This is a genomic window from Stenotrophomonas sp. YAU14A_MKIMI4_1, from assembly GCF_003086855.1.
In the GTDB taxonomy this organism is placed as follows: Bacteria; Pseudomonadota; Gammaproteobacteria; order Xanthomonadales; family Xanthomonadaceae; genus Stenotrophomonas.
This window is the reverse complement of sequence record NZ_CP025998.1, coordinates 2,695,253-2,709,238: the sequence shown is the minus strand read 5'-3', so window position 1 is coordinate 2,709,238 and position 13,986 is coordinate 2,695,253. Positions and strand designations below refer to the sequence as shown.

The 13,986-nt window shown below is 67.9% G+C and carries 9 protein-coding genes; 8 read left to right on the top strand and 1 reads right to left on the bottom strand.

The window, feature by feature from the left end:
• The first annotated feature begins 1 nt into the window (after position 1).
• On the top strand, positions 2-739 hold the full coding sequence (gene zipA, locus C1931_RS12425; protein ID WP_108756583.1) for a cell division protein ZipA: 738 nt from the start codon (positions 2-4) through the stop codon (positions 737-739).
• Positions 740-863: 124 nt separating this feature from the next.
• Here the strand turns inward: zipA and C1931_RS12420 are convergent, their stop codons facing one another.
• On the bottom strand, positions 864-1,973 hold the full coding sequence (locus tag C1931_RS12420; protein WP_108756582.1) for a pyridoxal phosphate-dependent aminotransferase: 1,110 nt from the start codon (positions 1,971-1,973) through the stop codon (positions 864-866).
• Positions 1,974-2,198: 225 nt separating this feature from the next.
• On the opposite strand from C1931_RS12420, the gene ligA reads away from it, so the two are divergent.
• The 7 genes from ligA to C1931_RS12385 all read left to right on the top strand — a co-directional run bounded on the left by ligA (position 2,199) and on the right by C1931_RS12385 (position 13,789).
• Positions 2,199-4,670, top strand: a complete 2,472-nt coding sequence (gene ligA, locus C1931_RS12415; RefSeq protein ID WP_199913933.1) for an NAD-dependent DNA ligase LigA — start codon at positions 2,199-2,201, stop codon at positions 4,668-4,670.
• Between the two features lie 52 nt (positions 4,671-4,722).
• On the top strand, positions 4,723-5,208 hold the full coding sequence (locus tag C1931_RS12410) for a GNAT family N-acetyltransferase (protein ID WP_108753524.1): 486 nt from the start codon (positions 4,723-4,725) through the stop codon (positions 5,206-5,208).
• Positions 5,205-6,161, top strand: coding sequence for an EF-P lysine aminoacylase EpmA (gene epmA, locus C1931_RS12405; protein WP_108756580.1), 957 nt, complete (start codon positions 5,205-5,207; stop codon positions 6,159-6,161). Before C1931_RS12410 ends, epmA begins: the two co-directional genes overlap by 4 nt.
• A 150-nt stretch (positions 6,162-6,311) precedes the next feature.
• Entirely contained in the window at positions 6,312-7,046 is a 735-nt protein-coding gene (locus C1931_RS12400; protein WP_108756579.1) for a DUF3011 domain-containing protein, read from the top strand.
• A gap of 46 nt (positions 7,047-7,092) precedes the next feature.
• The gene (mtnA, locus tag C1931_RS12395) at positions 7,093-8,157 is read left to right on the top strand and encodes an S-methyl-5-thioribose-1-phosphate isomerase (RefSeq protein WP_108756578.1); all 1,065 of its coding nucleotides are present in this window, start codon (positions 7,093-7,095) and stop codon (positions 8,155-8,157) included.
• Positions 8,158-8,434: 277 nt separating this feature from the next.
• Entirely contained in the window at positions 8,435-11,134 is a 2,700-nt protein-coding gene (gene gyrA / locus C1931_RS12390) for a DNA gyrase subunit A (RefSeq protein WP_108749999.1), read from the top strand.
• 126 nt (positions 11,135-11,260) lie between these two features.
• The gene (locus C1931_RS12385) at positions 11,261-13,789 is read left to right on the top strand and encodes a membrane-bound PQQ-dependent dehydrogenase, glucose/quinate/shikimate family (protein ID WP_108756577.1); all 2,529 of its coding nucleotides are present in this window, start codon (positions 11,261-11,263) and stop codon (positions 13,787-13,789) included.
• The last annotated feature ends 197 nt before the right edge of the window (positions 13,790-13,986 follow it).

The window sequence follows — 13,986 nt, the reverse complement described above, 5'->3', positions numbered from 1 at the left end:
AATGTCCGACACGGCACTGTTGCGCATCGGCATCCTGGCCGCCGGCCTGCTGCTGGTGGCTGCGATCTTCCTGTTTGGTCGCCCCAAGAAAAAGCCGCAGGGGCGCCGCGTGGACGGCCCCGAGCCGGTTGCAGGCGAGCGCCGCGAACCGGTACTGGGCGAAGACGGCGTGCCGTTGGCCGAGACCCGCAGCGAACCCGGCCTGGGCGAAGAGGGCCAGCAGGCCGAGCTGGGCCTGGCCGATGCAGACGGCGCGGCCAACGACCTGGGCAAGCGCGCCACCCAGGATTTCGACAAGATCGTTTCGCTGTTCGTGGCCGCCCGCGCGGGCGAACAGCTGCGCGGCGAAGACATCGTGGTGGCGGCGGAAAAGACCGGCCTGGTATTCGGCCACATGAACGTGTTCCACCGGCTGGTGGAAGGCCACCCCGAGCGCGGCCCGATCTTCTCGATGGCCAGCATCATGAAGCCGGGCAGCTTCGACATGGCCAACATCCGCGCCATGGAAACCCCGGCCATCGCCTTCTTCCTGACCCTGCCGGCGCCGCTGACCGCGCTCGATGCCTGGGAAAAGATGCTGCCCACCGTGCAGCGCATGGCCGAACTGCTCGATGGCGTGGTGCTGGATGACAGCCGCAACGCCCTGGGCCGCCAGCGCATCGCCCATATCCGTGACGAACTGCGCGCCTACGACCGCCAGCACCAGGCCCCGCCGCTGACCAAGACCCCGCGCTGGTAACAGCGTTCTTTTCGGTGTGCCGACCAACGGTCGGCACCCACCCGTACCGTCGGGCGGCACCCACCCGGGTAGATCCACGCCACGCGTGGATGGGGCGAACCGAGGTTCGCCCCCACCTTCTACGTTACGCCGGTACGCCGGCCACCTTTGCAAACGCGCGGCGGAATGCCGCCATCTCCGCTTCGGTGCCCACGGTGACCCGCACGCGCTGCGGCCAGATCGGCCAGCTGCGGCCGATCACCACGCCGTTGTCGGCCATGGCCTTGGCAAAGGCACTGCCGTCGCGCTGCACATCCACCACGAAGCAGTTCGCTTCCGACGGCACGCAACTGAAACCTCGCTTGCCCAGCCAGGCGATGGTGGCCTGGCGTACCTGCGCGTTCTGCAGGCGCCGCTGCGGCACCAGCTGTGCGTCGCCCAGGCTGGCCAGCGCGGCGGCCAGGGCGGGTACGGGCAGGGGGTTCTCGCCCAGGCTGGACAGTTCGCGCAGGCGCTCGGGATGGGCGGCGGCCACGCCCAGGCGCAGGCCGGCCATGCCATACAGCTTGGAAAACGTGCGCAGCACGATCAGGTCATCGCGCTGGGCGACCTGGCCGATCAGGCTGGGCAGGTCGCTGTACTGCAGGTAGGCCTCGTCCACCAGCACACGGGTGGACGCCGGCTTGTTGGCCAGCAGCCAGGCCAGTTCGGCCGGCGCACTGATCGATCCGGTCGGGTTGTTCGGGTTGCACACGTAGATCAGGCCCGTGGGCCGCGCGTGGGCTGCTGCCACCATCGCCCGCAGGTCGTGAGCACCGTCCTCGCGCAGTGGCACCTTTGTTACCTGCGCGCCGCGCGCAGCAGCCAGGTCACCCAGCGCCTCGAAGGTGGGGTCGGCCACCACCAGCGCAGACTGCGGCCCGGTCCAAAGCGTGGCGGCGCGGTTCAGGGGTTCGCTGGAACCCGGGTACAGGCGCACATGGTCGGCCGGCACGGCGTTCTGGGTGGCGAAGACATCGCGCACCTGCCCGGCCAGCGCAAACTGATAGCGGCCGCTGCCGGCGATGCTGTCGCGAGCGGCCTGTCGGGCGGCGGACGCAGGGCCGTAGGGGCACTCATTGAAGTTCAACAGCACTGGGACAGCTGCCACGGGCGCCGGTTGCGCTGCAGCAGCGCGGGGCAGACCCGTGCCGGCAACAGCCAGGCCGACGCCGGCCAGGTGCAGGAAATGGCGGCGCGATGTGGGCAGGGTCACGGGCGGGATTCCAAGGGGCGGTTGCCGCACGCTAGCGCTGGTAGGGGCAGGGCGGCAAGCCCACCGCCCGGTAGAGTCGAGCTTGCTCGACTGCCGTCCAGACCCAGTCGAGCAAGCTCGACTCTACACAAAGCAGTCGAGCAAGCTCGACTCTACAAACCATCGGGCAATACGGGGCCTGACGGCCGGGCGCGGTAGAATTCCCGGCCATCCCAGAACCACCGGATTCCGATGAGCCCCAGCCCCGCCGAACGCGCCGAGGATCTCCGCCGGCAGATCGCCCAGGCCAACCGTGCCTATCACGAGCTGGATGCGCCGGAAATTCCCGATGCCGACTACGACCGCCTGGTCCGCGCGCTGGAGGCACTGGAGCGCGAGCATCCCGAGCTGGCCCGCGCCGACAGCCCGACCCAGCAGGTGGGCGCGCGCCCGTCCGGCCGCTTCGCCGAAGTCGCCCACGCGGTCCCGATGCTGTCGCTGTCCAATGCGTTCAGCGATGAGGAAGTGGCGGACTTCGTGCGCCGTATCGACGAGCGCCTGCGCCGTGGCGCGCTGCGCTTTTCCGCCGAACCGAAGATGGACGGCCTGGCGATCAGCCTGCGCTACGAGGACGGCCAGTTCGTGCTGGGCGCGACCCGTGGGGATGGCAGCACCGGCGAGGACGTGACCGCGAACCTGCGGCAGATCGCCGATATTCCCAAGCGCCTGCAGGGCAGTGGTTGGCCCGATGTGCTGGAAGTGCGCGGCGAGGTGTACATGGCCCGCGCCGATTTCGAGGCCTACAACGAACGTGCGCGCCTGCACGGCGGCAAGGTGCTGGCCAACCCGCGCAACGCAGCGGCGGGATCACTGCGCCAGCTCGACGCGAAAATCAGCGCCCAGCGTCGGCTCAGCTTCTTTGCCTACGGCACCGGCGAAGTGCAGGGCGGCGAGCTGCCGGACACCCATTCGGGCACGCTGGCGCAGCTTGGGGCCTGGGGTTTCCCGGTCAGCGACCTGTGCCAGGTGGTGGAAGGCAGCGACGGGCTGCTGGGCTACTACCGCATGATCGGCGAGCGCCGTGACGGCCTGCCTTTCGATATCGACGGGGTGGTCTACAAGCTGGACGACCGCGCCGGCCAGCAGACGATGGGCTTCGTTTCGCGCGCGCCGCGCTGGGCCATCGCACACAAGTTCCCGGCGCAGGAACAGAGCACCACGGTCGAGGCGATCGAGATCCAGATCGGCCGTACCGGTGCGGCAACGCCGGTCGCGCGTCTGGCGCCGGTGGCAGTGGCCGGGGTGATCGTGTCCAACGCCACCCTGCACAACGCCGATCAGATCGCGCGGCTGGACGTGCGCGTTGGCGACAGCGTGATCGTGCGCCGTGCCGGCGATGTCATTCCCGAAGTGGTCAGCGTCATCGTGGACCGTCGCCCGCCGGGCACCACGCCCTGGCAGATGCCCACCCACTGCCCGGTGTGCGGTGCGGAGATCGTGCGCGAAGAAGGTGCAGCGGCATGGCGCTGTTCGGGCGAACTGTCCTGCCCGGCGCAGCGCAAGGAAGCCATTGCGCACTTCGCATCGCGCCGCGCCATGGATATCGACGGCCTGGGCGACAAGTACATTGAAACGCTGGTCGATGCCGGCATCGTGAAAAGCGTGGCGGATCTGTACCGCCTGCGCCGTGACACCCTGCTGCACCTGAAGCTGGTGCTCGATGCCGAAGATCCTTCGGCCCTGGCTGCGGCACTGAAGCTGCACCTGCCCGCCGAGGGCAGTGGCGCGGTGCTCACGGCGGTGCTGAAGCTGGACGCCGCCGATGCGGGCTGGCGCGCGCAGGCGCTGGTGCAGCCGGCCAGCTTCGAATGGAACACGAAGAAGATCGCCACCAAGTGGGCCGACAACCTGATCGCGGCCATCGACGCCAGCCGCGATGCCACGCTGGAACGGCTGCTGTTCGCGCTGGGCATCGAGCACGTGGGCGAAAGCACGGCCAAGGCACTGGCGCAGTGGTTCGGTGATCTGGAACTGATCCGCCACCTGCCGTGGCCGCTGTTCAAGCGCGTGCCAGACATCGGCGGTGAAGTCGCGCGCTCGCTGGGGCATTTCTTCGAGCAGCCCGGCAACCAGCAGGCCATCGACGATCTGCTGCAGGTGGGGCAGGTGCGCATTGCCGACGCCCATCCGCCCAGCGCCAAGCTGCGCGAAGGGCTGGATCTGGCCCAGCTGCTGGTGGAAGCCGAGATTCCCGGCATCACCCGTCTCCGCGCGGAAAAGCTGGTGGCAGTATTGCCATCCGCGCAGGCAGTGCTGGACGCCGAGCACGGCCAGTTCGTCAACGCCGGCCTGCCCGATGACACCGCGCGCGGGCTGGCGCAGTGGCTGGACAGCGACGGCCATGGCGCAATGCTGCTGGCCGCCGAGCGCGCCATGCAGCACATCCTGGCGCACGCACCGGCCCTGGCCGACGTGGTGGCCGGGCCGCTGGACGGGCAGACCGTGGTGCTGACCGGCACCCTGGCCCAGCTCACCCGCGATGTGGCCAAGGAACGCCTGGAAGCGCTGGGCGCCAAGGTGTCGGGCAGCGTCTCGAAGAAGACCAGCTTCCTGGTGGCAGGCACCGAAGCCGGTTCCAAGCTGGACAAGGCGCAGTCGCTGGGCGTGCCGGTGTGGGACGAGGAACGCCTGCTGGCCTATCTGGCCGAACACGAGTGATGAACCCGCCGGGCGCCCCGAGCGCCCGGCCTGAAGCAAGAGAGGACTACCGATGCAGATCGCCCCGCTGGATTTCCGCCTGGCCACCCGTGCCGATGAAGAGGCATTGATTGCCTTGATGCGCGACTTCTACGCCGAAGACAAGATCGAATTCGATGATGCCCGCGTTCGCCGCGGGGTCGATGCGCTGCTGGCCGACCCACGCAATGGCGAGGTACTGCTGTGGCTGGACGAAGCCGGCGAGGTGGTCGGCCATGCCGTGCTGGCGATGGGCTTCAGCCTGGAGCAGGGCGGCCATTTCGTGCTGCTGGACGAGCTCTACCTGAGCCATCGCGCACGTGGCCGTGGCCGCGGCAAGCAGGCGCTGGCCATCTGCGAACAGCGTGCACGCGGCCGCGGCGTCACCCGTCTGCGGCTGGAAGTGAACCACCACAACGAACTGGCACGCCGCCTGTACCTGGCCAGCGGCTACATCGATGACACCCGCAGCCTGCTGACCCTGCCGCTGGACCATCCGCGCGCCGAGGGCATCCTGTGAATCCGCAGCTGATGCGCACGCTGCAGCAGCGCGCGGCGTTGAATGCGCTGCTGCGCCGTTTCTTCGCCGAACGCGATGTGATGGAAGTGGAAACGCCGATCCTGTCGGTGGCCGGTAACACCGAGCCGAACATCGACAGCTTCCATACCGATTTCAGTGGCCACGTCGATGCAGGTGGCCGCCGCCGCTGGCTGCGCACCTCGCCCGAGTTTCCGCTGAAGCGTCTGCTGGCGGCCGGCGTGGGCGACTGCTACGAGCTGGGCCGGGTGTTCCGTAACGGCGAAGCGGGCGGCCGCCACAACCCCGAATTCACCATGCTGGAATGGTATCGGGTCGGCTGGGACCACCACCGCTTGATGCACGAAACCGCCGAGCTGGTACGCCAGGCGCTGGCCTTGGTGGGGCGCACCGCCAGCCTGCGCGTGCTCAGCTATCGCGAGCTGTTCCAGCAGCATGCCGGGGTGGATCCCTTCGCTGCCGACGAGACAGCACTGCGCGCGGCGCTGGGCGAGGTACACATCGACCCGGTCGGGCTGACCCGCGATGACTGGCTGGACCTGCTGATGACCCATCGCATCCAGCCGCACTTCGATGACGCGGTGATGACGGTGGTGCATGACTGGCCCGCCAGCCAGGCGGCGCTGGCCCGCATCCGTGCCGGCAGCCCGCCGCTGGCCGAACGCTTCGAGCTGTACCTGGGCACGGTGGAACTGGCCAACGGCTACCACGAACTGAACGATGCCCATGAACAGCGCGCGCGCTTCAACAACGATCTGCAGCGCCGCCACGCGCGTGGGCAGGTGCAGCCGGCACTGGATGAAGCGCTGCTGGACGCACTGCCGGGCCTGCCCGACTGCGCGGGCGTGGCGGTGGGCGTGGACCGCCTGCTGATGGCGATGAACGGCACGCCGCGCATCGCCGATGTGCTGGCCTTCGACTTCGCCCATGCATGAGCGTGGCGTGCGCGCGCTCTTCGCGCCGCCGCTGCAGGGCCTGAACGGATCGAGCACATTCCACGCTTGATTCAGCAACGGCGATGATGCTCTTATCACGCCTGATGCCAGACACTGGCAGCGTGGTTATCGACTCGGTTGGGGAAAGCTTTGGTCAAGTGGTTGGCGGTCGTGGCGGCACCGGTGTACTCCATGGCGATATGGGGCGCGGTCATGCCGTTGCCGGCGTCGGCGCAGACCGGTTATGACGGCCAGGTCATCACCTGTGAATCGCGCGACATGGGCTGGGTGCACTGCGACCTGGACGTCAGCAATGGCGTCGACCTGGTACGGCAGTTGTCCAGCAACAGCTGCATCCGCGGCAGCGAATGGGGCACCGACCGCAGCGGCGTGTGGGTCACCTTGGGCTGCCGCGCCGAGTTCCGCGCACGCCCGGCCGCCGGTGCTGCGGCCACGACGGCCAGCCCCGAGACCGGCAAGCGCCTGGTGCGCCGCGTGGTGCGCTGCGAATCCAGCGGACGGCCGCAGAGCTGCCCCGTGCGGCTGGACGGCGCGCCAGTGCGGCTGCTGCGCCAGTTGTCGGTGCTGCCGTGCCGGGAAGGGCAGGGCTGGGGCTACAAGCGCAATGAAATCTGGACCAGCCGTGGCTGCCAGGGCGATTTCGAGGTGGCCGACGAACAGGGCCGCTTCGTCGATATGCCGCGCCGGCTGACCTGCGAATCCAAATCCAAGCGGCGTCGCTTCTGCGGGGCCAGCATCAACGCCGGCGCCGTGGTGTCGCGGCAGATTTCCGGAACCGCCTGCGTGGAAGGGCAAACCTGGGGCTGGAACCGCAACGGGATCTGGGTGGACGGCGGCTGCCGGGCCGAATTCTCGGTGAATTGACCGCCCGGCAGGGCCACGGGGCAGGGGCTGGCCCTACAATGGGCGCATGAACACTGCCACCGATCTCGATTACGCCCGTTACGACCATATCCGTCCGATCCTGTGGACCGGCGACGCGCTGCAGCTGCTGGACCAGCGCAAGCTGCCGTTCGTGGTGGAACACGTAGCCTGCCATGACAGCGACGAAGTCGCCGCCGCCATCCATGCGCTGACCGTACGTGGCGCGCCGGCCATCGGCATCGCCGCGGCCTGGGGCGTGGTGCTGGCCGCGCGCGATGTGCAGGCCGCCGACGGCGCGCATGCGCTGCAGCAGCTGGAACCGGCGCTGCAGCGCCTGAATGCCTCGCGCCCGACCGCAGTGAACCTGGCTTGGGCGCTGGCGCGCATGCGCCGCGCGCTGTCCGCCGCCGGCGCCGACTGGAAGGCCGTGCTGGAAGCCGAGGCGCAGGCCATTGCCGAAGAAGACCTGGCCGCCAACCGCCACATGGGCGCACTGGGCGCGGGTCTGATCGAGGCCGGCAGCGGCGTGCTGACCCACTGCAACACCGGTTCGCTGGCTACGGCCGGTTTCGGCACCGCCCTGGGCGTGATCCGCGCCGGCATGGCCCAGCAGCGCATCGCCCGGGTGTTTGCCGGCGAAACCCGGCCGTGGCTGCAGGGCGCCCGCCTGACCGTGTGGGAACTGCAGCAGGATGGCATCGACGCCACCCTGATCGCCGATTCGGCCGCCTCGCACCTGATGAAGACCGGTGCGGTGCAGTGGGTGATCGTCGGCGCCGACCGCATCTGCGCCAACGGCGATACCGCCAACAAGATCGGCACCTACCAGCTGGCCATCGCCGCCCGCCACCACGGGGTGAAGTTCATGGTGGTGGCACCCTCGTCCACGGTGGACATGGATACCGTGGACGGCAGCCAGATCGAGATCGAGCAGCGCGACCCGGGCGAGCTGTACGGCGTGGGCGGTACCCGCACCGTGGCCGAGGGCATCGCCGCCTGGAACCCGGTGTTCGACGTGACCCCGGGCGAGCTGATCGACGCCATCGTGACCGAGCGCGGGGTCATCCTGAACCCGACCGTGGAAAACATGCGGGCTGCTTTCGGCGGCTGACGGACAGGCGGGGTCAGAGCCCTTTCCTGCGGAAAGGGATCTGACCCCGGCCCCGACCAGGCTGGCCGGGCCGGTAGATCCACGCCATGCGTGGATGGTTCGCCGTTCCGTCGCCCGGCTACCCCTAAGTTCCTGATTTGTGCCGGTAAAACCCCCGTAAACACGGGCGGAAAACGGCCCGTTGTGGTAGTATCGGCAGGTTGAATCGAGGTTCCGGCACGACCCCTCCTGCAGTGGGCTGCGCCGGACTGGACCGCTACCAGACAACGGAACCCGAATGGCAGAAACCGCCAAGGAAATCATCCAGGTCAACCTGGAAGACGAGATGCGCAAGAGCTACCTCGATTACGCCATGAGCGTGATTGTGGGGCGTGCGCTGCCCGATGCGCGCGATGGCCTCAAGCCCGTGCATCGCCGTGTGCTGTTCGCGATGAACGAACTGAACGCGCACAGCAACAAGCCTTACTTCAAGTCGGCGCGTATCGTCGGTGACGTGATCGGTAAGTACCACCCGCACGGCGATCAGTCGGTCTACGACACGCTGGTGCGCCTGGCACAGCCGTTCTCGCTGCGCTACATGCTGGTCGATGGCCAGGGTAACTTCGGTTCGATCGACGGCGACTCCGCCGCGGCGATGCGTTACACCGAAGCCCGCATGTCCCGCCTCGCCCACGAGCTGATGGCGGACATCGACAAGGAAACCGTCGATTTCCAGCCCAACTACGACGAAAAGGAACTGGAGCCGACGGTCATGCCGACCCGGTTCCCGAACCTGCTGGTCAATGGTTCGGCCGGTATCGCGGTGGGCATGGCCACCAACATCCCGCCGCACAACCTGAGCGAATCGATCAACGCCTGCATCGCGCTGATCGACAACCCGGAAATCGATGTCGACGGCCTGATGGAGTACATCCCGGGCCCGGATTTCCCGACCGCAGGCATCATCAACGGCACCGCCGGCATCGTCGCCGGCTACCGCACCGGCCGTGGCCGCGTGCGCATCCGTGCCAAGGCCGATATCGAAGTGGCCGACAACGGCCGCGAATCGATCATCGTCACTGAAATTCCTTACCAGGTGAACAAGGCGCGTCTGATCGAAAAGATCGCCGAGCTGGTCAAGGAAAAGAAGATCGAAGGCATCAGCGAGCTGCGCGATGAGTCCGACAAGGACGGCATGCGCATCTACATCGAGATCAAGCGCGGTGAATCTGCCGAGGTTGTGCTGAACAACCTGTATCAGCAGACGCAGATGGAATCGGTGTTCGGCATCAACATGGTGGCGCTGGTCGATGGCCGCCCGCAGTTGATGAACCTCAAGCAGATGCTGGAGGCCTTCGTCCGCCACCGTCGCGAAGTGGTCACCCGCCGCACCGTGTTCGAGCTGCGCAAGGCGCGCGCCCGTGCCCACGTGCTGGAAGGCCTGACCGTTGCGCTGGCCAACATCGACGAGATGATCGAACTGATCAAGACCTCGCCGAACCCCAACGAAGCGCGCGAACGCATGCTCGCCCGCCTGTGGGAGCCGGGCCTGGTCGGTTCGATGCTGGGTGCCGCCGGCGCTGAAGCCTCGCGCCCGGAAGACCTGCCCAAGGGCGTGGGCCTGATCGAGGGCGGCTACCAGCTGACCGAGATCCAGGCCACGCAGATCCTGGAAATGCGCCTGCACCGCCTGACCGGGCTGGAGCAGGACCGCCTGACCGAGGAATACAAGCAGCTGCTGGAAGTGATCGCCGGGCTGATCCACATCCTGGAAGATCCCGACCGCCTGCTGCAGGTGATCCGCGAAGAGCTGATCAACGTGAAGGCCGAGTTCGGCGACGAGCGTCGTACCGAAATCCGCCACAGCGAAGAAGACCTGGACATCCTGGACCTGATCGCGCCGGAAGACGTGGTGGTGACCGTGTCCCACGCCGGTTACGTGAAGCGCCAGCCGGTCAGCGTCTACCGCGCGCAGCGCCGCGGTGGCCGTGGCCGCAGTGCGGCGGCGACCAAGGAAGAGGATTTCATCGAACAGCTGTGGCTGGTCAACACGCACGATACGCTGCTGACCTTCACCAGCTCGGGCAAGGTGTTCTGGCTGCCGGTCTACCAGCTGCCCGAAGCCGGTTCCAACGCCCGCGGCCGTCCGATCATCAACTGGATTCCGCTGGAACCGGGTGAACGCGTGCAGGCCGTGCTTCCGGTGCGTGAGTACGCCGATGGCCAGTTCGTGTTCTTCGCCACGAAGAACGGCACGGTCAAGAAGACCCCGCTGAGCGAGTTCGCCTTCCGTCTGGCCCGCGGCAAGATCGCCATCAACCTGGACGAAGGCGATGCCCTGGTTGGCGTCGGCCTGACCGATGGCGAGCGTGACATCCTGCTGTTCGCCTCCAACGGCAAGACCGTGCGCTTCGGTGAAGACAAGGTCCGTTCGATGGGCCGTACCGCTACCGGCGTGCGCGGCATCAAGATGCCGGCCGGCGAGGAAGTGGTCAGCCTGATCGTGGCCGAAAGTGCCGGTGGCATCGAGGACGAGAACGAGGACGACAACGGTGTCGAGGAAACCGCCGCCAACGGCGATGCGGTGATCGACGGCGCCGACGACGCCAGCGTGCAGTACATCCTGACCGCCACCGAAAACGGCTACGGCAAGCGCACCCCGCTGCCGGACTACCCGCGCAAGGGCCGCGGCACGCAGGGCGTGATCGGCATCCAGACCACCGAGCGCAACGGCAAGCTGGTCGCCGCGGTGCTGATGGGGTCGGGCGACGAAGTCCTGCTGATCTCCGACGGCGGCACCCTGGTGCGTACGCGCGGCTCGGAAATCAGCCGCGTGGGCCGCAACACCCAGGGCGTGACCCTCATCCGCCTGTCCAAGGATGAGAAGCTGCAGGCCGTGGAGCGCATGGACGCCTCGATCGACGAGGACGAGGACGAGGTGGCTGCTGCCGCCCCGGCCGAAGCCCCCGCACCGAGCGAGGACGCGCCGCAGGCGTAAGCACGCGTCGCGACGTCACCTCAACAACGCCGGCCTCGTGCCGGCGTTGTTGTATCCGGCGCTCACCGCACGCGCACTTCACAGCGACGGTGGGATAACAGGCCATGCTGCCCCCGGAGATCGACGATGTCCGCCACGCCGCAGTCCGCCGCACCCGCTGTGTCCCGCCACCCGTTGGTAACCGTGCTGGCCCTGCTGCTGGTCGTGCTGGGGCTGGTCATCGGTGGCCTGGGCGCGTGGCTGGGTAGCCTGGGCGGCTCCTGGTACTACGCCATCGCCGGTGTCGGCCTGCTGGCCAGCGGCATCCTGCTGTGGGGCAATCGGCGCAGCGGCGCACTCGTCTACGCGGCGCTGTTCGTCGGCACCCTGCTGTGGACCTGGTGGGAATCAGGCAGCGACTACTGGCGCTGGGTGCCGCGGCTGGGCATGGTGACCGCGCTGGGCATCGTGCTGGCGTTCGTGGCACCCACCCTGCGCGCGCCGGTGCCCAAGCGGCTGTCGCGCAGCGTTGGATGTGTGCTGATCCTGGTCTTCGTGGCCGCCTTCGCGCTGGCCTTTGCGCCACACGGCGAAGTGGATGGTCGCCAGCCATACCCCGAGGCCGCGGTCAGTGCCGGCCTGGACCCCACGCGCGACACCACCGGGCTGCAGCCGTCCGACCAACCTGCCGAAGAGGACTGGGCGGCATGGGGCCGCAGCAACGCGGCCACGCGTTTTTCGCCGCTGCAGCAGATCACCCCGAAGAATGTGGACACGCTGCAGCTGGCCTGGCAGTTCCGCACCGGTGATGTGCCGCGAAAGCGCTGGGGTGCCGAGACCACGCCGCTGAAGATCGGCAACCGGCTGTACCTGTGCAGTGCGCGCAACCAGTTGATCGCGCTGGACGCGGCCAGCGGCAATGAAGTCTGGCGCTTCGATCCCAAGGTGCGCGATGCCTCCATTCCCTATACCGCCGCCTGCCGAGGCGTGGCCTATTACGAGCAGCCCAGTGCGCCCACGGTGGCCGATGCCGTGCTGGCCGATGTGGCCGCAGATCTGGCTCTGCCGGCGCCGCCGCCCACCCCGATGCACCGCGCAGCCGCAGACGGCAGCCGGCCGTTCTGCAGTGCCCGCATCATCGAAGGCACGCTGGATGGCCGCCTGATCGCCGTGGATGCAGACAGCGGGCGACCCTGCGCCGCCTTCGGCAACAACGGTCAGGTGGACATCACCCTGGGCATGGGCGAGGTGCCGCCGGGCTATGTGTCCATCACCTCGCCGCCGGCCATCGTGCGGGGGCTGATCATCACCGGCCACCAGGTGCTGGATGGCCAGCGCCGCGATGCGCCGTCCGGGGTCATCCAGGCCTACGACGCGATGACCGGCAAGCTGCGCTGGGCCTGGGACATGGACCAGCCCGAGCGCAGCGGCCTGCCGCCGCGCGACCAGACCTACACCCGTGGCACCCCCAACATGTGGACCACGGCCACCGGCGATGAGCAGCTGGGCCTGGTCTACCTGCCGATGGGCAATTCGGCCGGTGACTACTGGAGCGGCTCGCGCACCGAGAACCAGAACCGCTACGCCACCTCGCTGGTGGCCCTGGACGTGACCACCGGCAAGCCCGCCTGGCATTTCCAGGCCGTGCGCAAGGATGTCTGGGATTACGACCTGGGATCGCAGGCCAGCCTGATCGATTACCCGACCGCGGCCGGCAAGGTGCCGGCCATCCTGCTGCCCACCAAGCAGGGCGACCTGTACATCCTGGACCGGCGCAACGGCCAGCTGCTGACGCCCGCCGAAGAGCGCCCGGTGCCGCAGGGCGGGGTGGAGCCCGAACAGCGCTCGCCCACCCAGCTGTTCTCGCTGTACCACACGCTGCGCCGCGACCATGACCTGACCGAGCGTGACATGTGGGGGCTGACCCCCATCGACCAGCTGGTGTGCCGCATCCAGTTCCGCAAGGCGCACTACGAAGGGTTCTACACGCCGCCCACCAGCGACCGCCACTCCATCGAGTACCCCGGCTACAACGGTGGCTCGGATTGGGGCAGCGTGGCCATCGATACGCGGCGCGGCATCATCGTGGCCAACTACAACGACATGCCCAACTACAACCGGTTGGTGCCGCGTGCCGAAGCCGACCGCAAGGGCTGGCTGCCGCGCGAACAGATCCGTGCCGACAACAAGGGTGGTGCCGAAGGTGCGGGCGACCCGCAGGTAGGCACGCCGTACGCCATCGACGTCAATGCCGGTTGGCGCCTGCCGTTCACTGGCCTGCTGTGCAAACAGCCCCCTTATGGCGGCATCCGCGCCATCGACCTGCGCAGCGGCAAGCTGCTGTGGGACCGCCCGTTCGGTAGTGCGCGCGGCAACGGCCCGTTCGGCATCCGTTCCGGCCTGCCGATCGAGATCGGCACGCCCAACAATGGTGGCGCGGTGGTGACCGCCAGCGGACTGATCTTCATCGCCGCCGCCACCGATGATCTGCTGCGCGCCATCGACCTGAAGACCGGCAAGGAACTCTGGCACGCCAAGCTGCCGGCCGGCGGTCAGGCCAATCCGATGGTGTACGCGCAGGGCGGGCGCCAGTATGTCGTGATCGTCGCGGCCGGGCACCACTTCATGGAAACCCCGAAGGGCGATTACGTGATGGCGTACGCGTTGCCGGAATGACCGGGTAGCGTCGACCGTTGGTCGACTGCTTTCCACGATCACCCGACACCCGCACTGCCCGGTAGAGTCGGCCGTTGGTCGACTGCTTTTCGCGACCACCTGACCCCCGCGCTTCGCGGTAGAGTCGACCGTTGGTCGACTGCTTTTCGCGACCACCCGACACCGCGCGCTGCGCGGTAGAGTCGACCGTTGGTCGA

Coding starts and splice junctions, on each gene's coding strand:
- gyrA (WP_108749999.1), top strand. CDS start 8,435: ATGGCAGAAACCGCCAAGGAAATCATCCAGGTCAACCTGGAAGACGAG.
- C1931_RS12410 (WP_108753524.1), top strand. CDS start 4,723: ATGCAGATCGCCCCGCTGGATTTCCGCCTGGCCACCCGTGCCGATGAA.
- mtnA (WP_108756578.1), top strand. CDS start 7,093: ATGAACACTGCCACCGATCTCGATTACGCCCGTTACGACCATATCCGT.
- zipA (WP_108756583.1), top strand. CDS start 2: ATGTCCGACACGGCACTGTTGCGCATCGGCATCCTGGCCGCCGGCCTG.
- C1931_RS12385 (WP_108756577.1), top strand. CDS start 11,261: ATGTCCGCCACGCCGCAGTCCGCCGCACCCGCTGTGTCCCGCCACCCG.